Here is a 20591-nt window from a genome sequence, read left to right on the forward strand (position 1 = left end):
CTTTGCGCTGGCGAGGGGTTTCAGGCGGGATGCAGCGGCAAGATCACGCGAAACGTGGTGCCCACCTGCGGCTCGCTGCGCACTTCCAGGCTGCCGCCCACTTCGCGGAGGTATTCGCGGCTCTCGAACACGCCGATGCCCATGCCCGCTGTCTTGGTCGTGTCGAACGGCTTGAACAAGCGTTCGCGGATGAATTGCTCGCTCATGCCGGCGCCGGTATCGCGCAGTTCGACCACCGCCGTGCGCTGTTCGCGCCGCAGCAGCACGGCTACCTGGCCGCTGCTGGCAGTGGCCTCGATGGCGTTCTGAAGCAAGTGTCCCAGCACCCGCTCCAGGCGCAGGCGGTCGGCCAGCACCGTCAGTTCGCCATCGACTATGTCCAATTGTGGCGCCGGCGCCAGGCTGGCCTTGGCGGCCACCGCCTGCCGCAGCAGGCCATCGAGCTGCAGCGGCGTGGCGACGTCGGGCGCTTCGCCGCGCGCCAGTTTCTGCAGCAAGGTCTTCATTTTCTGCACGGAATGCTCAAGCGTGGCCAGCATATCTTGCTGGAAGGCGGGATTGGCGCGGTGCTTTTCGGCGTTGCTGAGCAGCAGCGACAATTGGAACACCAGGTTTTTCAGGTCATGCACGATAAAGGTCGACATGCGGTTGAACGAGTCGAACTGGCGCGCCACCGTCAAGGTATCGAGCGATTCGCGGTGCGCCAGGTAGCTGGCAGCCTGGCTGCCGGCAATTTTCAGCACATCGCGGATTTCCCAGTTCAGACCAATGCGGGCCCGTGGCCGCGCCAGCGCCACCATGCCGAACAGTTTCCCATGCAGCATCAATGGCACCAGCAGCCAGATGGCGGGCAAGGCCAGCAGCGCGGGTGGCAACACCAGGCCGCCGTACTGTTGCGGCGCTTGCTGGCAGTCAGGTACCTCGATCACCCATTGCCGCGCTTCCAGGAAGCGGCACAGTGGTCCATCTGCCGCTTCGGCAGGCAGCTGCGGCGGCCAGTTCCAGCTCGCTACCGGCGTCAATATGCCCGTCTCGCGCACGATCCACAGCCCGCCGGCCGGGCTTTCCACCAGTTGCGCCACCGCCTCGATGGTGCGCTCGCCAAGGGCCGGGCCATCTGCGGACAGGGCGCGCGTAAAGCGTAGCCATTCTTCGCGGTAATCAAAAATCGCCTTGTAAAAATGTTTATTGATAAACACCTTGAGCCTGGCGCGCAATGCGCCGGAAAACAGCACGCCGACCAGCAGCAGCATGGCGCCGCCCAGGTAGGCCATCTGCATCAGGGAACCCCAGGCGCCACCGAAATAGCGCAGGTAATAGGCGCTGGCCGCCATTGCCAGCAGGTAGATGGCCGAACCGAGCAAGGCGGCCGAACGGAACAGCATCTGGCGCGACACTGACAAACCCAGCGCCCAGCCCGGATTGCGCGCCGCCGATACGGCCAATAGCGGCGCGCACAATGCATCGACGATGCCGCGCGCGGCCCAGATATCGTTATTGATCTCGCGAAACAGCAAGGCATCGCTGTACAGGTAAAAATCATACGCAAACAGGCCGCCAACGCCCAGGCACGCAAACTTGATGCCCCAGCGCTTGAGCGGCGGCGTGTTGCGGTACCACTGCTCCACCAGCAGCATGCCGAGCACCGCCAGCAGCAGCCGGCAGGCGATGGCGGCGGTGCGCGCAAACGCCGCCTGCCCGACACCCAACTGCGGCAAGGCCGACCACCACAGCACCAGGCCGATCGCCGCCACGCCACTGCCTCCCGCCACCAGAGCCAGCAGGCGCGCGCGCCCGGGTGCAATCAGCAACAGCAAGAAAACCAGCCAGGCCAGCGTGCGCAGCAATTCCAGTGCATCGCCAGACAGCGACCAGCGCCGCTCCAGCAGTATCAGCCCGACGACGCCGGTGGCCCATGCGCCCGTTACCAGGCAGGCGGCCAGCAAGGCGCGTGCGTGCCGGCGTGCGCGCCAGTTGCTGATCAGTAAAAGGGAAAGCAGGAAAAACGCCAGCGACGCGACGCCATGGCTGAGCGCGGCAGCGTCAGCCACAACCACCAAGGCGGGTTCGGGGCTCACCGGCTACCCTTGCCGAAAAGAACCACTTGCACCGTTTCCAGCAGGATCAGCAGGTCGAGGAACAGGCTGTTGTTTTTCACATAATACAGATCGTATTGCAGCTTCCTGACGGCGTCATCGACCGAGGCGCCGTACTGGTAGCGCACCTGTGCCAGGCCCGTGATGCCGGGCTTGATGCTGTGGCGAATATTGTAATATGGCACCTGCTCCTTGAGCTGGTCGACAAAGTAGGCCCGCTCCGGCCGCGGCCCGACGAAACTCATTTCGCCGCGAAACACATTGAGCATCTGCGGCAGTTCGTCGATGCGCAGCTTGCGTATCCAATGGCCGATCCGCGTCACGCGGCTGTCATTGGCCTGGGCCCAGGTCGGCGTACCGTCGCGCTCGGCGTCGCAGCGCATGCTGCGAAATTTCAACACATTGAAGGGCGCGCCATCGCGCCCCACCCTTTCCTGCTCGTAAAACACCGGGCCGCCGTCTTCCAGGCGGATGCACAGCATGGTCAGCAGCATCAGCGGCAGCGTAGCGAGGAAAATGGTGGCGCTGGCGGCCAGGTCGAACAGGCGCTTGGAAGCTGCACGGAAAAAACTCTGGTCGAAACCGCCGCCATAGATCAGGTAGCTGGGCTGCAGGGAATCGATGCGGATCTGGCACGTTTCGCGCTCGAAGAACGTGGCCGCGTCGATCACGCGCACGCCGCCCAGCGCACATTCGAGCAACTGGCGTGCGGGAAAAGCACCATTGCGCCGGTCGCTGACGGAGACCACGATTTCCTGCGCATCATAGCGCCTGGCCATGGCCAGCAACGACAAACCGGGCGGCAACATGGACGAGGCCGGCACGCAGCATTGCTCGCCCGGCACATCCATACAGCCCACTACCGTGAATTGATGAAAACCGATCTTGCTGGCCGCCAGGTCCATGCACTCCCTGGCCAGCGCACCGCCACCAACCAGGATCAAACGACCTTCCATCAGCGCCGACTGCGACGATTTGAACACCACCAGCCGCGCCAGCAGCACGCCGATGGCGCCCAAGCCAAAGATCATCACGCTGCCGCGCCCGAAATGCAGCGACGGCACGAAGCGCACCAGCAGGCTGAGCACGGCGAAACCGAGCGCAAAAGCGGGCAGGATGCGCAGCAAGGTGTTGCGGATATCCTCGCGAGAACGGTGCTGGTACATGCCCAGCGCACTCATCGACAACACCATCACAAGTGCGAAGATCGACGAGGCCAGGTAGACCTCGCCCGCGCGCAGCATGTTACGGCCGTCGGCCAGCCCGACCAGCGAGGTGAAGGTCGCCGAAAACAGCAATATCAGAATTTCCAGCAATAACAGCACAAAAGCTGTCTTCGACACGTAGTGGCTGAATATGCGGATCATGTCTCCCCCGAAAGCAAGGCCGCTGCTACCAGGAAACTGGCAGGCTGGAACTGGTCTTGCAATCATGGCCAACTGCTCTACGCAAGCCTTGATGAGCCGCAAAGCGTAACCTCAACTATCTTTTATCGACAGTATTTATCTCAACACATGTCCGTTCAATGTGAAATGGACTATAGTATGCTTCCCCTAAAAAAATATAAATGTCATGAAATTTGATGTAGCGATTGTCGGCAGTGGCCTGGCGGGTCTTTCGGTTGCACTGCATTTGGCAGAGACGCGCACCGTCGCGATCATTTCAAAACGTGCGCTGCTCGATGGCGCCAGCAACTGGGCGCAGGGCGGCATCGCCGCCGTGCTCGATTCGGGCGACAGCCACCAGCAGCATATCGAAGACACCCTGATCGCCGGTGGCGGCCTGTGCGATGAAAGCGCCACGCGCTACATCGTCGAGAACGGCCGTGCAGCGATCGAATGGCTGATCGAACAAGGCGTACCGTTTACGCGTGACGCGACCGCCGAGATGGGCTTCCACCTGACACGCGAAGGTGGCCACAGCCAGCGCCGCATCATCCACGCGGCCGATGCCACCGGCCACGCCGTACAAGTGACGCTGGAAGAAAAAGTCCGCAAGCATCCCAACATCAGCCTGTTCGAACATCACTGCGCGATCGACCTGATTACCTCCGACAAGCTGGGCATGAAGCCGGTGCAGCGCAATGCGCAGCCGCACTGCCACGGCCTGTACGTGCAGGATGAAAAGACCGGCAAAGTGCTGACCTTTGCCGCCGAACATACCGTGCTGGCCACGGGCGGCGCCGGCAAGGTATATCTGTACACCACCAATCCCGACACGGCCAGCGGCGACGGCATCGCCATGGCCTGGCGCGCCGGCTGCCGCGTATCAAACATGGAATTTATCCAGTTCCACCCGACCTGCTTGTATCACCCATATGCCAAGTCATTTTTGATCACCGAAGCGATCCGTGGCGAGGGCGGCTTGCTGAAACTGCCACCCGAAGCGGGCGCGGCGGCCGGCCAGCGCTTTATGCTGGCCCACGACGAGCGGGCCGAACTGGCGCCGCGCGACGTGGTGGCGCGCGCCATCGACTTCGAGATCAAGAAACGCGGCCTCGATTATGTGCACCTGGACATCAGCCACAAGCCGGCCGAATTCCTGATCGAACATTTCCCGACCATTTATGCGCGCTGCCTGGAACTGGGCATCGACATCACCAAACAGCCGATCCCCATCGTGCCCGCTGCCCACTATACCTGTGGCGGCGTGGTGACTGACCTGGCCGGCCGCGCCGACCTGCCGGGCCTGTATGCGGTCGGCGAGACGGCCTGTACCGGGCTGCATGGCGCCAATCGCCTGGCCAGCAATTCGCTGCTGGAATGCATCGTCATCGGCCGCGCCTGCGCCCAGGATATCGAAAGCAAGGAAAAGCTGGGCACGCCCTACCTGCCCGACTGGGACGAAAGCCGGGTCACCGACGCCGACGAGGAAGTGGTGATTGCCCATAACTGGGACGAATTGCGCCGCTTCATGTGGAATTATGTCGGCATCGTGCGCACCACCAAGCGCCTGGAGCGGGCCCAGCACCGCATCGCCCTGCTCAAGGAAGAGATCGACGAGTACTACCGCAATTTCCGCATCACGCACGACCTGCTGGAACTGCGCAACCTGGTCGACGTCGCCTCGATGATCGTCAATAGCGCCCTGTCGCGCCGCGAAAGCCGCGGCCTGCACTTCAGCCGCGACTATCCGGAAACCTTGCCGAAGGCAATTGCCAGCGTGCTGACGCCGCCGCACCGGTAAAAGCAGCTTGCTTGCCTTCCCCAAAGTGACGGGGTCGTACGGGGATTCCGCGTCCCCGAGGGTACGACCCCAGTCTTCGCTGTTTGGCTATCTGACGTAGCACCCCTGCCCTTCCCCCTTCACAAAACGGCACTCTTGCTCCAAGCTGCCATCCTGGCGCCAGATCCGGGTCCAGCCCTGGCGTTCGCCATCGACATAGTCCGCCACTTCCTTCGGCTTGCCATTGTCATGCCATGACTTGAAGCTTCCCTGCTTGCGCCGTTGCGCGTCCCACTGCCTTTGCGCGACCAGCAGGCCGGCAGTGTTGTACAGCAGTTCGCTGCGCATCACCGCGCCAGCGCCGTAGACGCGCTCGGCGGCCAGCTTGCCGCCCGGATGGAACTCCCGGCCCTCGCCCTCGGCATAGCTGTTGACGTAGTCCTGGGTACTTTTCACCGTGCCATCGGGATAGTAAGAGGTAGTGCGACCATTGACTTGTCCCTTGATCCTCGTACTGCGGCTTTCCAGGGTGCCGTCCGGATAATATGTCAGCAGCTCACCGTTCATCTCGCCGTCGACGTAGTTGGTGCTTGAGCTGAGCTGGCCGTTATCATGGAAAGTCTCCGCTTGGCCATCGGCCCGCTCGCCATTGCGGTAAACGATCTCTTCGCTCAGCTTGCCGGACTCGTGGTAGCTGCTATGCTTGCCTTCCCGCACGCCATTGCGCCAACTGCCGCGCGCCTGCACGCTGCCATCCTCGTTGTATTGAACCGCTACGCCGTCTTGCAGGCCCTGCGCATTTTGCGCCACCTGCAGTGCGACCTTGCCGTTTGGAAAATAAACCGTATAGCCATTGACGCGCTTGCCTTCAAGATAGTCGGGGGCATCGATCTGCGTGGCCAGGCGCAAGGTCTTGCCTTGCTTTGCATCATAAACCGCGACCTGCCAGGTATTTTTTTGCCTGCCCGGTGGCAGCGGTACCACCAGCACATAGGGCGCCGCGCGATGGTCCTGCGGCGTCAACTCTTCACTCAGATACAGACGGGCCTGGTCATCCGCACAGGCAGCAGGATCGCAGGCGGCCAGCCGGCGGATCACGGGCACGGCGGCATCGCCGACGCTGCCTGGCGCCGGACATGCGTCCAGAATCACCAGCATCGGCGTGTGTATCTGTTTGGCCAGTTTCCGCTTCATGGCGGCATAGTCGGCACGCAACATGCCCAGCGATGGCGCATCCATGCGCAAGAGCTTGCCGCCGCAACCAGTCGTGTTTGCCATGGTCAGCACGTCGGCACCGTCAGCATCTTGTTGCGCAGCGATCTCTGTAATCACTTGCCGCTGCACGATATCCGCGCTGGCGATAGCGGGCAGCACGAACAAGGCAGCCAGGCTGGCTGCATGGCGTAGTTTGATGGTCATTGCTTGCATCCTTCGAGGTGTCCAGTTTGTACAGCCTGGCCTTCATCCTTGACAACGCAGCATTTTTTCCACGCTGCCCCCTCGCGCCAGGTCCGACGCTATCCTTCGTGCTTGATGCATGTTACATGGTCGAAGTATTTCCACAGCACATGATTGCTTTTTGCTATCAAATTGAATACCAATAAAAGATGTTTTTCTCATTCGGACGAATGATGTGTGCCTGACATCGCCTGCCTACACTGCGGACAGCCTGCTGCATGCGCCATCCGGCCCATGCGCGCCAGGCAAGATTATCCGAGGAGTGTCATCATGTTTGCGCTTGCTTCAGCCAGACCCCTGGCCGTCATTGCCGCCACCATCAGCCTCAGCCTCTGCCTGGCTGCTACCGCCCAAACCCTGCCCGAAACACGAATCGTCGAAGTGCCCGGCAACGCCAGCCGCGCGCCCAGCATTGACCTGCCAGCCAGGGCGCACTACATGCATCCGGACGACTTCAAGCCTTTTGCCGGCACCTATGAGCTGTCGAACGGCGACACACTGTCCTTGCGCCGGTCCGGCGGCGCCATGTACGCGCAAATCGGCGATGGGCAGGAACACCGCATCATTGCCAGCAGCAGCAATTCTTTTGTTGCGCTGAACCGCAACCTGAAGGTACGCATCGACCATCACAGCGACGGCAGCGTCGGCGGCGAAGTGGTGATGCTGGTGCCACCGAAGCAGCTCGCCGACGGCACGCGCACGGCAGAGAGCATTGCCTCGCTGGGCATGCCGGCGCGCTGAATCGCCACGGCTGACGTTGCCTGACTGGCCCAAGGTGGTCTATTGTGTACTACAGCCCCTGGAAGCCAAGCACCATGACAGATCACCTGACGCCACAGCAACAAGCACTGATCGGCCGCTTGTATGACGCAGCGCTCGATGAAACGCTGTGGCGAGCGCTGTGCACCGACATGATGGCCGCCTTCGGCGATGCCAGCGACGTGGTGATCATGCTCAACCGGCACCACAGCCTCAGGCTGGTCTGCGACAGCCCGCATGTCAACGATGAGGCCTTACGCGCCTACGAAGCTTATTACTGGCAGCACGATATCTGGATCAAACTGGCGCGCAAGCTGGGCGTCGGGCATATCCACAGCAGCGCCGAGCATATTGGTGCACGTGAATTGGAAGGCACCGAGTTCTATGCCGATTTCTGCCGGCCCATCGATCTGTATCATGTGATCGGCGGCGCCCTGCCCCTCTCCACTGGCGAAACGGCGCTGCTGGGCGTACACCGACAGCGCAGCCAGGGGCCGTTTGCCGACGGCCAAGCGCTCAAGGCGCAGTTGCAGGCGCTGGCGCCACACTTGCAGCGCGCCTTGCAGATCAGCAGCCGCCTGGCGCGCAGCAATCTGGCCGAACGTAACGCCCGAGCCGCCCTCGACTGCCTCGATACCGCCGTGCTGCTGATCGATGCGAAACTTGAAGTGCAGTACGCCAACGCCTGCGCCATGACACTGTTCGCGCCCGATTTGCCGCGCAAGCTGCACAGCCACCTTGCACCAGGCAGCAGCGACCCTCGCGATATCCGCTGGAGCATGCTGCCGCAACTGGCCCAGGGCATCCGACAGGCAATTGCCGGCACGCCACCGCAGGCACATGAGCTGCGCCTGGCGCGCCTGCCAGGGCCGGACCTGTTCCTGAGCGTTGTACCATTCAAGGTCGAACACGGCCCGTTTTGCCAGCAGGCCTGCGCCATGCTGCTGGCGCGCAATCCCGACCAGGCGCCAGCCGAGGCGCACATGCTGCAACGCCTGTTCGCGCTGACGCCTGCCGAAGCGCAGGTCTGCCAGGCCCTGGCGCGCGGCAACGCCATCGACAGTATCGCTGCCGGCGCGCATATCTCCATCAACACCGTGAAAACGCATTTGCACCATATCTACGACAAGACCGACACCGCGCGCCAGGGCCAGCTGATAGCGCTGTTGCACCAGTGCGCCACCGGTGCCCTGGCAGCCAAGCGATTGACAGCAAACTCGCTGCCGCCACGCCAAGGCTGAACAGCAGGCTCTTTTCTGTTTTTTCCGCGCATAATAGCTTGAAGCAAGGCAGGCTAAACGCCGCCATCAGCCCCCCATCAAACAAAGGACCCACGATTCATGAGCCAATTCAAGCGCAACCTGGCAGAACCCGACGCAGTTCACCTGCTGGACGACTTGCGCCGTGGCGCGACTACCGCAACGCAACTGGCCGAAACCCATCTGGGCCGCATTGAACAGGCGCACGCCAGCATCAATGCGGCAACGCATGTTTTCCGCCAGCAGGCGCTGGAACAAGCGCGCCAGCTGGACCTGCACGGCGACAAATCGCTGCCGCTGTTCGGTTTGCCATGCAGCGTGAAAGAAACCTTTGGCCTGGCCGGCCACGAGGTAACGGCCGGATCAAAGCGCATGCAGCCCGAGCCGCATGCACAAGACGCCGAGATCGTGCGCCGCCTGAAAGCTGCCGGGGCCATCGTGATCGCCCGCAGCAATATTCCGGAGCTGGCCATGACCGCCGAATCGACCAATCTGCGCTACGGGCGCACCAACAATCCGCTCGACCTCAGGCGCGTGGCGGGCGGCTCCAGCGGCGGCGAAGGCGCGCTGGTGGGGTCAGGCGGCTCGGTGTTCGGTGTCGGCTCCGATATTCTCGGCTCGATCCGTATTCCGGCCGCATTTTGTGGCGTGGTCGGCTTCAAGCCGCATTCAGCTGCCGTCAACCAGCGCGGCACCTGGCCGGTGGTCACCGGCGCCACCAAAAGCTGGCTGGGCCTGGGTCCGCTGACGCGCAGCGTGCGCGACGCCGAACTGGTCTACAACGTGATTGCCGACGCGCCTGTGCCGCCGTCCCAGTCGGGTTCAGCACGGCTGGTGGTGCCGCGCGGCTTTGCGCTGACCATGCAAAACCCCTGCATCAGCGACGCGCTGGCAACGGCAACGGCCACATTGGCGCAGCATGGCTACCAGCGCGACGAGCTTGACTTCAGCGATATCGGCAAACTTTATCTGCAGATACCCAAGTTGATACTCGATGATTTTTATAACAGCTGGATACGTTTGCTGTCGTCTCCGGCGCAGCGCTTCTCGCCGTGGAGGGAACTGTTGGCGCAACTGACCGGCAAACCCACCATCGATTCGGGCCTGCTGCGCTGGATGCTGATTGCGCCAGTCATGAAACCGCGCAGCGCGGCCAAGGTAGACGCCATCACCGCCCAATTTTCACGTGCGCGCGAGCATTACCACGCACTGCTGGGCACCGACGCGGTAATGGTGCTGCCCACGCTGGGCCTGCTCGCGCCCGAACATGGGCAAATGAACCGCTTGTCGCTCAAGCCCGGCATCAACGGCAGATTCACCTCGCATACCATGGGCAACTATCTGGACCTGCCGTCGATTGCCATCCCGGCCTGGAAGTTCCGCGATGCAGCGAGCGGCCTGCCGCCCAGCATTTCAGTCATGTGCGCGCCGGGTGCAGAAGCGAAGCTGTTTGCCGCCGCCCGGCTGGTCGAGGCGGCGCTCAACTAGCCATGGGCAACGCTGGTTTTCAACTCACAAGGCTGGTCTGCTGGCCGCTGGCCGCACTGGCATTGGCCGTAACGTCAGTGATCGCTGCCTGAGCCAGGCAGCTTGCAAGCGGGGGCGTCGTGCAGACGCCCACCGATGAACCGCTTATTGCAATTCGAATTCCGCCGGATTCAAATTCAATTCCTTGGCAATCTTGCTGGCCACGCGCTGCTCGTTGGCGTCAAAATTGCCATCCGACGAAGCAATCGCAATAATCATGCGCACCAACAGACGCGACGCTTCCACATTCGACTTCATCTTGCCCAGCGCCTGATAGGCCTTGGCTTCGCCGATATCCTTGTCAAACTCCAGCTGGCTGACAAAATCCTGGAAAGCCTTGATCACATCGGTGGTGGGAAATACCGACAGCGCATCATTGGTTTCTATAAACTTGACCATCTTCTGCTTCTCTTCCGAGCTGACGCTGCCGTCCGCCATCGCGATCAGGGCCGAGCCGGCCATCGCGGCGTTCAGGAAATCCTTGTTCTTGTACTTCAGCGCTTCAGTCTTCAGTTCGCTGGCTTTGGTTTTCAGTTTGGACAGAAAGGAATCAAAACTCATAAGGAATCTCCGGGTTGGTTGGGTTTAAGCAGCGATGAACACTACCACTGGATGCCAGCTGGGGGCGCGAGCTTGAAATACAAGCGAGCGCCGGATTGAATGACGTGCGCCAGGCGGAGGCAACGCATCAGCTACGCGGCAATAATACGTTGCGGGCGGCACCCCGGCAACGATTCCGGGCCAAAAAAAACGTTAGCAAAATGTTGGGGTCAGGTGCGGCAATCCGACACAAATTCATCTTTTAAGCGGCCGAGGCCGTGTACAAATGCCGGACCTGACACGGTGCCTTTCTACCTGGCAAGCTGCAGCACCGCCTCCATCTCCTCGTCACGCCCCTGCGCCTGCACTGAAAAATAACGCTGGACGGTAACATCAGGATGAATGCTGGCGTCGGGCGTACCTGAGCCATAGCTGCTTGCCAGTAACGGAAAATCGACAGCCACGCCCGAGTGCGGCAGCGTGACCCAGGCCAGCTGGCCGCCGTTCAAGCCGCGCAGATTGCCGCCGGTGGGCTGGCCAACTAATGTGGCCACGCCCGACTGCTGTGCCAGACGGGCCAGGGTGAATGTCGCGGAGCTGTTTTCCGGTCCGATCAGCAGCCAGGTCTTGCCGGTATAGCGTGTCAAGCGCGGGGTGATGGTACGCAGTTGCCGCGCCTTTGGGCGAAAGCGCCAGCGGCCAGCCTGCGGACCGTCGCTGATACTGTCCACTGCGCCCGTGCGATCAAAAAAGTCGAAGTCCCAAGTATCGAGATAACGAGCAAGCTTATACGGTACGCGCTCGTACATCGTCACGGACTGATCCGAGATATCGGTGATTGGAGCAGCGGCCAGCCAGCCCAGCAACTCCATGCCGATACTGTCGTCACCGCCCTCGTTGTTGCGGATATCGATCACCAGGCGGCTCACTTGCCGGCGCCGCAGTTCTGCGAAACTGTCGGCAAAAAACTGGCGCCAGTCGAACGCGTCGCGATACAGTGCAAAGCTTGGCAAGGTCATGACGGCGATACCGCCTTCTATGCGCAGTTTCCACTTTTCATCAGGAGCTTGGATGCCCTGGACTTTCAAATCGGCGCTGCGGGCAGCCAGGGTAATAGCCGGTGCATCAATGTTGTGGATCGCGCCCTGGCCAGTCCTGACGGCAAGCCGGTAGACGCCTTTCGCTGGTGGCGATAACAGCGGCCAGACGATATCCATCATGCTGTAATCCATCCTGTCATGGTTTAGCTGCCGCAAACGCTTGCCATCGCTGCTGCCGTCGGCACGCAGATAAGGCATCATCATCGCCACCACCTCGCCGCTGCTTTTTCCATCAATGGTGAGCAGTTCGTCGCCGGTTGCGATGCCCGCCACCGCACTGCCGAGCACCAGCCAGCGCCCTTCGACCAGGCGCATGGTCAGCGGCAACTTGTCCTGCGCACCTAGCAGACGCTGGCTGAGCGCGGGCTGCTGGTTGAGGATATTTGTCCAGGTATGGCCGCAACGTATCGATGCTGTCAATTCGGTCGCCGCCAGATACATGGCTGCTGCGCTGCGCGCCGTGCCGACACGCTCCCGGAAACGGGCAAACGATGCATCGACCTCGGCCTGGCTCCGGTATTTGTCCAGCGCCGGATGCAGGGCGCGCAAGGTGCTGACAAGGACGACCGCATCGCGGCTGGCCTCCTCGGGCGTCAGCGTATCGGCCGCTGTGGCGCAAACTGAAGAGAAGAGCACGATCAAGCCGAGCAGGAAAGGGAAAATGCGAGAAAACATAAGGCGCCTGGGCAAAGTGGACATGGTGGACAACTCTAGCCCCTTCTTTTGCCTGTGGCGTCGCAAAATCCATTGCACGCCCACAAATACCTTATATGAGACTAGCCGGAAGTTGAGACCTGCGCCGACAGCAGTGCCAGACGGCGGTATTCGGTTGGCGTATTGCCGGTGTAGAGCTTGAAAGCGCGATTGAAGCTTGCCTTCGAGTTAAAACCTTCCGCGATCGCGATGTCGAGCACGGGCGTGTCCGGCTGCCTTGTCAGTGCGACCAACACCGCATCGACCCGCATGCGATTGATCATTTCGTTGAAGCTGACGCCCAGGCCGTCATTGAGCGCGCGCGACAACGTGCTGGCATTGGTACCGAGCAACCGTGCAAGGGTCGCCAGGTCAAGTTCGGGATCGCGCCACCAAAGTTTCTCGATTATGGTGGCGCGCCAGTCATCGGCCAATTGCGCAAGCGTGACAGTCCGGGAGCCACCAACCTTGTTAGATATTTTGTCGCTACCCTGCGCGGCAACGGGCTTGACAGGAAATGCAGGCGCTACTTCCGCTATGGCAACACCATGACGATAGCCTTCCGTGCCGAGGTAGCACAGCAGCATCGCCATCCAGAGATAGAACGGAAAGCGCTGGAAATAACTCAGTTCCGAGAAAGCAAATTCACAGACGATCATGATCAGCCATAAACTGACCGTCAACCCCAAAGCAACCAGAATATTGCGCATCCACTCTCGTGCCATGGCGCGAGGCTGCGCGAAACAGCGCCAGGCCAGCAAAAAATAGACGACAAGCGACACCATCAGAAGCAGCGTTTCCACCGGCTCCACATAAAGCCGATGGACGTCGCGATCCCAGCTAGTCTTGAAAGCAAGCGACTGCGCGAAAACGCAGCTGTAGTACAGCAGCTGCACCAGCGCCGGCAGCAGATGCAGCGGCCAGTGGCGCCGTCCCTTCCAGCTTGCTGCGCAAACAGCATGCACATATAAATAAATCAGCGGCCCTACCGCCAGGCTGAGGTTATATGGTGCAAAAGATAACCAGGGATAGGCGTCGTAATAGCCCGCAAAACCGATAGCATACGGCGCCGTATATAACGCCACTACAGCGATCAGCAGCGCCAGCGCTGCGTTGCCAAACCGGTTGGTGGGCACCGATACCAGCATCGCAGCGCGCATGATGCCGTAGAAAATGCAGCACAGCAGGACGATGCTCATGGGACCGAAACGTATCATCAGGGCGTATGCGGGCAGGTGGACAGGTGGGCAAGGCTCGATTTTACCCCTTATTTACCCCTTATTTACCACTTGACAAGCTGACGGCCTGAACATCTGGCGCCATCAAGTACAAAATCAAGCTGTGCAGCATGGGTGCAGATGGGTGCCTCACCATCAACCAATGTCAGGGTCAACGTCAGAACGTCAGGGTCAGCAGAACGTCAGGGTCAGGTCCGGCAATCCGACACGAACTCATCTCTTAAGCGGCTGAGGGTGTGTACAAATGCAGGACCTGACCCTGATGCCCGTATCATCAGGGCGAATGCGGGCAGGTGGGCAAGCTTGGATTCTAACCCTTATTTAGCCCATTAATACGCTCACGGCCTGACATCTCGCTTCATCAAGTACAAAATCAAGCTGTTACAGCACGGGGTGCAGATGGCGCCCCACCATCAACCAACGTCAGCAACGTCAGGGGCAGGTCGGGCAATCCGGCACGAACTCATCTTTTAAGCGGCTGAGGCCGTTTACAAATTTCGGACCTGCCCTCGATGCCGCATGCTCCATGCCCCACAATTAATTCTTAAAATAAAAAACTCTCACTTACACCTTCCCCTCATCATGAATTTTAAATATTGAATCTGCCAATCTAGATCCTGTCGAAACCAGCTTTGATAGTACCCTTAGCTGTTCAATATTTGCCAACTTATCAGTCTTTACTGGGTAGTTTATGGAGTGATCTATTTCCCCCCACACCTCCTCAAATAACGTCCTAACTTGAACCTCACAACAAGTTCCGTCCAGCCTATTAGCGGGGGCAATTAAAAAATGGACACTAGTATAATAAGATGACTTCAAAGATGTTTTAATTTTATATTTCTTGAAATACTCAACCGACTCTGGATCCCACGTGTAAGCAACAGGCTTCTCTAACAACCTCCAATTTTTTGTCTTAATTTTATCATCAATAAATTCGTAGATTGAAGAGAATTGATTTTGGTGCAAGTGAAGAATACGCAACCCTGCAAAATCTGTGATTTCACTGAGAATATTATCCTCATTAAGCAATCTTCCCTCAGAAATTTTCCTCACAATTTTCTCATACATGTGTGACTCATCTTTGATCCTACTCCGGACAGAGTGGATAACCGATGGCACACCCGTATTCAACTCAGGACTTGATAGAAAATCATTTTCAACAGATTGGCTGAACAACTCAAATAATCTTCTTTTCTTTTTGAAAATGTCTACCAACTTATTGACATCCACAGTCACTGAAGCTGGACTCGCCATATTTTTCACCATTAAATTATCCAAGGAGTTTAATACGTTCAATCAGTGAATTGGAAAAATTAGTGTATTTCTCCATGGTGCCAAAAATATCTGGCTTCTGACCATTAATAGTATTTTGGTGCTCTTTATCTATTCTGTTAACATCTGGAATTTTCCACATCGGGACGCGATAGTGTTGAGCTAACGTAGGGAAAGTATTATGACTATGCATTATTGATTCACCACCGATAGGCTCAGCTAACAACTCATCTGATATATTAGCACGCAAATCTTTCCCTATATAATCATGAATAATACCTGGAATTGCTAGTGCATACTTTAAGTGGGCCTGAGCTAAATTCCACTTAGCACCCGGCTTAGTATATTTTCTAGCATTATAAATTGTATAACCCAAGAATTGAACAAATTCTTTTGGGAAAAGCTTTCTTTTATCACTTGATATTAATTTATATATAATTTCAAACTCATCATGCCACTTTCTCAAACTACTCCCAATATTTCTAATTCCATATAATGAAAACATATCTGGCGCAGCTGGAACAAAAAAACCATCAACCGTCGAGATGATTGTTTTATTTAAAGCACCAAGGCTGGGAGAAGTATCGATAATCACATAGTCGTATTTCAACCTTTTCCCATACTCTTCAGCGATTGACCTAATCCGAGTTATTGTCCTTATTGCAAGTGCATCACCGCGATATGCATCACTCCATCTAGACGATATTTTTTCTTCGAACTCATGCAAAGAAAGCCGTCCAGGTATCATGTCTAAATTTTTCGTTATTTTTAACGGAGGTGAGAGGGCATCATACTCTCCTGTACCATCACTTGTTGGCATTAATAAATAATGCAATGATCGAGGCTTAGCGTGAAGGGCTTGCACCTTTTTCTGTGTAGATTTTTTTCTAAACTCTTCTATCCCCATTTCTATACATTCATCCTCGTCCTCCCATATCTTATGAATTTCTTCGACTTTCATAGAATAAATTGTTAGATTGCATTGAGGATCAGCATCGATAATCAATACTTTATTCCCCAATTCACTTAAAGAGTGAGCCAGATGATATGTGAGCGTCGTTTTTCCTACGCCACCCTTATTATTAAAAACGGATAGAATTTTCATTGATTTTAGACCCACGGAATTTATTGTTGCTAGAAATAACACTTTACAGAAAAATCAAAAAATATCAAGTATTAATGTCTTATGAGCATCCAGATTTTATATATTTTTCGAAAGAGTCTTAGCTCCTCAAAACCACTATTGCAATAAAAAGCCGATGTCTGATGGCATCGGCTTCAATAAAAACATATGGGTAGAACTTACCCCACAAACTTCCGCGCATTCCTGAACATCCTCATCCAGGGCGAATCCTCGCCCCAGCTTTCAGGATGATAAGACTGTTGAACGCTCCGGAACACCCGCTCCGCATGCGGCATCAGCACCGTAAAGCGGCCGTCCGGCGTGGTCACCGAAGTGATGCCTTCCGGGGAGCCGTTCGGGTTGTACGGGTAGGCTTCGGTGGCTGCGCCACGGTTGTCGACAAAGCGCATGGCCTTGTGGACCTGGGTGATGTCGCCGGTTTGCGAGAAGTCGGCGTAGCCTTCGCCGTGGGCAATCGCGATACCTGCTTGCGTGCCGGTCATGCCGTTGAAGAAGATCGATGGGGAGTCCATCACTTCGACCATCGCGAAGCGGCCTTCGAATTTCTCCGACTTGTTGCGCGTAAACTTCGGCCAGGCGTGGGCGCCGGGGATGATGGACTTCAGGTTGCTCATCATCTGGCAGCCGTTGCAGATGCCGAGGCCAAAGCTGTCGGTGCGGGCGAAGAAGCGCGCGAACTGGTCGGCCAGGCTGGCGTTGAACAGGATGGTTTTTGCCCAGCCTTCGCCGGCGCCCAGTACGTCGCCGTACGAGAAGCCACCGACGGCGATCACGCCCTGGAAGTCGTCCAGTTTTACGCGGCCGGCGATCAGGTCGCTCATGTGCACGTCGATGGCTGTAAAGCCGGCCTGGTGCATCACGTACGCCGTTTCGATATGCGAGTTGACGCCCTGCTCGCGCAGGATGGCCACGCGCGGGCGCACGCCGGTGGCGATAAACGGTGCGGCAATATTCTCGTTCTGGTCGAAGGTAACAATCGGCGTCATGCCCGGGTCTTGCAGGTCCAGCAGGCGGTCGTATTCGGCGTCGGCGCAGGCCGGGTTGTCGCGCAGGCGGGCGATGCGCCAGCTGGTTTCGCTCCACAGGCGGTGCAGTTCGGCACGTGGCTGAGTGTAGATCAGCTTGGCGTCACGCGTGAATTCGATCACGTCGCGGTCGTTGAGCTTGCCGATAATATGGCTGCAGGCGCCCAGGTTGAAGGTGCGCAGCACATCCATGACGATCGATTTTTCTTCGGCACGCACCTGGATCACGGCGCCCAGCTCTTCGCTGAACAGGGCGCGCAAGGTCAGTTCGTTGCGGCGCTCGGCCACCTGGCCGGTCCAGTTCTTGGCGTCGCCCCAGTCGCTGGCGTGTTCGCCTTCCATGGTCAGCATGTCGAGGTTGACCGACATGCCGGTGTGGCCCGCAAACGCCATTTCCGTCAGCGTGGCGTACAGGCCGCCGTCCGAGCGGTCATGGTAGGCCAGCAGACGGCCAGAGCTGTTCAATTGCTGGATGGCGGCGAAGAAGCCTTTCAGGTCTTGCGCGCTGTCGACGTCCGGCGTGGCATTGCCCAGTTGCCCCATGACTTGCGCCAGCGCCGAGGCGCCCATGCGGTTCTTGCCACGGCCCAGGTCAATCAGGATCAGCGAGGTGTCGCCGGCGTCGGTTTTCAACTGAGGCGTGAGCGACTTGCGCACATCCGTCACTGGCGCGAACGACGAGACGATCAACGATACTGGCGACGTGACGGACTTGGCCGCGCCGTTGCTTTCGTCTTTCCAGGTGGTGCGCATCGACAGCGAATCCTTGCCGACCGGGATGCTGATACCCAACGCCGGGCACAGTTCCATGCCGACCGCTTTTACCGTGTCGTACAGGGCCGCGTCCTGGCCAGGCTGGCCGCAGGCGGCCATCCAGTTGGCGGACAATTTGATGTCGGAGATGTCGCTAATCGCAGCGGCGGCGATATTGGTGACAGCCTCGCCGACGGCCATGCGGCCGGAAGCTGCGGCGTCGATCACGGCCAGCGGCGTGCGTTCACCCATCGCCATCGCTTCGCCCAGATAGCCTTCGAAGCTCATGGTGGTGACGGCGCAGTCGGCCACCGGCACCTGCCAGGGGCCTGCCATCTGGTCGCGCACGGTCATGCCGCCCACGCTGCGGTCGCCAATCGTGATCAGGAAGGATTTGTCGGCCACGGTCGGCAGCAGCAGCACTTTTTGTGCCACGTCGACCAGGTCCATGCCGGTCAGGTCGATCGCCGGGAAGTCGTTGGCCACGTGGACCACGTCGCGCTGCATCTTTGGCGGTTTACCGAGCAACACATCCATCGGCATGTCGACCGGCTCATTGCCCAGTTCCGTGTCGATCAGTTTCAACTGGCGCTCTTCGGTGGCCACGCCGACGGCGGCGAACAGGCAGCGTTCGCGTTCGCACATGGCTTTGAACAGTGGCAGGCTTTCAGGGGCGATCGCCAGCACATAGCGTTCCTGCGATTCATTGCTCCAGATTTCTTTCGGCGCCATGCCCGATTCTTCCAGCGGCACTTTGCGCAGGTCGAAAATCGCACCGCGTTTGGCGTCGTTGGTGATCTCCGGGAAGGCGTTCGACAAGCCGCCCGCGCCCACGTCATGGATCGAGATGATCGGATTGTCGGGGCCCATCTGCCAGCACGCGTTGATCACTTCCTGGGCGCGGCGTTCCATTTCCGGGTTGCCGCGCTGGACCGAGTCAAAATCGAGGTCGGCCGTGTTGCTGCCGGTGGTCATCGACGACGCGGCGCTGCCGCCCATGCCGATACGCATGCCGGGGCCACCCAGCTGCACCAGCAGGCTGCCGACCGGGATATCGTTTTTATGCGTGTGCTGCGCCGAGATATTGCCGATGCCGCCGGCAATCATGATCGGCTTGTGATAGCCGAACACGGCGTCCTTGTCGGCGCCCACGTTCTGCTCATAGGTGCGGAAGTAGCCGCCCAGTACCGGACGGCCAAATTCGTTCGAGAACGCGGCGCCGCCCAGCGGACCTTCAATCATGATCTGCAGCGGCGAAGCGATGCGTTCAGGCTTGCCGTATTGTGGCGCTTCGGTGCGGCCGGCCAGCGGCGCGGTTACCGAGGCGGCGGTTTCCCAGCTGCGCACGGCGCCCGGCAGCGACAGATTCGACACGGTGAAACCGGTCAGGCCAGCCTTCGGCTTGGCGCCACGGCCGGTTGCGCCCTCGTCGCGGATCTCGCCGCCGGCGCCGGTCGAGGCGCCAGGGAATGGCGATATGGCGGTCGGGTGGTTATGCGTTTCCACCTTCATCAGCGTGTGGGTCAGTTCCTGCGAGGCGGCGTATTCATGGCCTTCGCCGCGTGGGTAGAAGCGCGAGACGGTGGCGCCTTCCATGATCGACGAATTGTCGCTGTAGGCGACCACGGTGCCTTTCGGCTGCAGTTCGTGGGTGTTCTTGATCATGCCGAACAAGGACTTTGGCTGCGCCACGCCGTCGATGGTCCAGTCGGCGTTGAATATCTTGTGGCGGCAATGCTCGCTGTTTGCCTGCGCGAACATCATCAGTTCCACGTCGGTCGGGTTGCGGCCGGCTTTGGTAAATGCCGCGTCCAGGTAGTCGATCTCGTCTTCCGACATCGCCAGGCCCAGTTCGACGTTTGCCGTTACCAGTGCAGCCTTGCCCTGCCCCAGCAAATCAATCGATTCCAACGGGCGCGCTTCCAGGGTGCGGAACAGGTCTTGCGCCTGGTCGGCGCTGCGCAGCACCGATTCGGTCATGCGATCGTGCAGCAGGTCGGCCACGGCCTGTACCTGTTCAACAGCGAGCTTGCCGGCGCCCAGCGCGCTGCCCAGGATGCCCGCTTTCAGGTTGATGCGGAAAGCGATGCCGCGCTCGACGCGCTTGATGTGCGCCATGCCGCAGTTGTGGGCGATGTCGGTGGCTTTCGAGGCCCACGGCGAGATGGTGCCGAAACGCGGAATGACGAAGAACTCTTCGAACGCGCCATCGGTATTGTCAGGCTGCGCCGGCTCGCCGTAAGTGAGCAAGGCGCCCAGGCGCGTGCTGTCGTCGTCGGACAAGGCCGCACTGGCATCGATGAAATGAACGTACCGCGCCTGCACCGCAACGATGGCGGGCGAAACAGCTTGCAGTTGAGTCAGCAGACGGTGGCTACGGAAGGCGGACAGGGCATTGGAACCCGGCAGTATCAACATGGTTGGAAGGTGGTTGATGCAGCGTGGCTGCGGGTTAAAGGTAGGTATGACAAGACAGGATCACAGTGTGGCAAATTTCCTTTGCGCGCATTATACCCGTTTTTAACCCCTCTTTTTAGCCGAAGTTGGCCTGCATAGGCCACT

The 20591-nt window shown here is 58.9% G+C and carries 13 protein-coding genes; 4 read left to right on the forward strand and 9 right to left on the reverse strand.

Annotated features, from left to right (window positions below):
* Nucleotides 1–20: 20 nt before the first annotated feature.
* Nucleotides 21–2078 (reverse strand): XrtA/PEP-CTERM system histidine kinase PrsK, encoded by a 2058-nt coding sequence (prsK, locus tag ACQ4WM_RS00420; RefSeq protein WP_436544748.1) that lies wholly within the window; start codon nt 2076–2078, stop codon nt 21–23.
* Nucleotides 2075–3463 (reverse strand): TIGR03013 family XrtA/PEP-CTERM system glycosyltransferase, encoded by a 1389-nt coding sequence (locus ACQ4WM_RS00425; RefSeq protein ID WP_436544749.1) that lies wholly within the window; start codon nt 3461–3463, stop codon nt 2075–2077. Before ACQ4WM_RS00425 ends, prsK begins: the two co-directional genes overlap by 4 nt.
* A 205-nt stretch (nt 3464–3668) precedes the next feature.
* On the opposite strand from ACQ4WM_RS00425, the gene nadB reads away from it, so the two are divergent.
* Complete coding sequence (nadB, locus tag ACQ4WM_RS00430) at nt 3669–5282, forward strand: L-aspartate oxidase (protein ID WP_436544750.1); 1614 nt, start codon at nt 3669–3671, stop codon at nt 5280–5282.
* Nucleotides 5283–5369: 87 nt separating this feature from the next.
* Here nadB and ACQ4WM_RS00435 read toward each other — a convergent pair whose 3' ends face one another.
* Nucleotides 5370–6680 carry a toxin-antitoxin system YwqK family antitoxin gene (locus ACQ4WM_RS00435; RefSeq protein ID WP_436544751.1) on the reverse strand — a complete coding sequence of 437 codons (1311 nt, stop codon included), beginning with the start codon at nt 6678–6680 and terminating at the stop codon, nt 5370–5372.
* A 309-nt stretch (nt 6681–6989) separates the two neighbouring features.
* On the opposite strand from ACQ4WM_RS00435, the gene ACQ4WM_RS00440 reads away from it, so the two are divergent.
* From ACQ4WM_RS00440 to ACQ4WM_RS00450, 3 genes are all read left to right on the forward strand, one after another.
* Nucleotides 6990–7460, forward strand: a complete 471-nt coding sequence (locus ACQ4WM_RS00440) for a hypothetical protein (RefSeq protein ID WP_436544752.1) — start codon at nt 6990–6992, stop codon at nt 7458–7460.
* Between the two features lie 74 nt (nt 7461–7534).
* Complete coding sequence (locus ACQ4WM_RS00445; RefSeq protein ID WP_436544753.1) at nt 7535–8719, forward strand: helix-turn-helix transcriptional regulator; 1185 nt, start codon at nt 7535–7537, stop codon at nt 8717–8719.
* Between the two features lie 99 nt (nt 8720–8818).
* On the forward strand, nt 8819–10225 hold the full coding sequence (locus tag ACQ4WM_RS00450) for an amidase (RefSeq protein WP_436544754.1): 1407 nt from the start codon (nt 8819–8821) through the stop codon (nt 10223–10225).
* 144 nt (nt 10226–10369) lie between these two features.
* Here the strand turns inward: ACQ4WM_RS00450 and ACQ4WM_RS00455 are convergent, their stop codons facing one another.
* From ACQ4WM_RS00455 to purL, 6 genes are all read right to left on the reverse strand, one after another.
* Complete coding sequence (locus ACQ4WM_RS00455) at nt 10370–10825, reverse strand: tellurite resistance TerB family protein (RefSeq protein ID WP_436544755.1); 456 nt, start codon at nt 10823–10825, stop codon at nt 10370–10372.
* A gap of 290 nt (nt 10826–11115) precedes the next feature.
* Nucleotides 11116–12657 (reverse strand): S41 family peptidase, encoded by a 1542-nt coding sequence (locus tag ACQ4WM_RS00460; RefSeq protein WP_436544756.1) that lies wholly within the window; start codon nt 12655–12657, stop codon nt 11116–11118.
* 23 nt (nt 12658–12680) lie between these two features.
* Nucleotides 12681–13796 carry a helix-turn-helix domain-containing protein gene (locus ACQ4WM_RS00465; RefSeq protein ID WP_436544757.1) on the reverse strand — a complete coding sequence of 372 codons (1116 nt, stop codon included), beginning with the start codon at nt 13794–13796 and terminating at the stop codon, nt 12681–12683.
* A gap of 603 nt (nt 13797–14399) precedes the next feature.
* Nucleotides 14400–15101, reverse strand: coding sequence for a RelA/SpoT domain-containing protein (locus ACQ4WM_RS00470; RefSeq protein ID WP_436544758.1), 702 nt, complete (start codon nt 15099–15101; stop codon nt 14400–14402).
* 4 nt (nt 15102–15105) lie between these two features.
* Entirely contained in the window at nt 15106–16212 is a 1107-nt protein-coding gene (locus tag ACQ4WM_RS00475) for a ParA family protein (protein WP_436544759.1), read from the reverse strand.
* A 197-nt stretch (nt 16213–16409) separates the two neighbouring features.
* Nucleotides 16410–20447, reverse strand: coding sequence for a phosphoribosylformylglycinamidine synthase (gene purL, locus ACQ4WM_RS00480; RefSeq protein WP_436544760.1), 4038 nt, complete (start codon nt 20445–20447; stop codon nt 16410–16412).
* Nucleotides 20448–20591 lie beyond the last annotated feature (144 nt).

This window comes from Janthinobacterium longum (genome assembly GCF_051380735.1).
GTDB lineage: Bacteria > Pseudomonadota > Gammaproteobacteria > Burkholderiales > Burkholderiaceae_D > Janthinobacterium.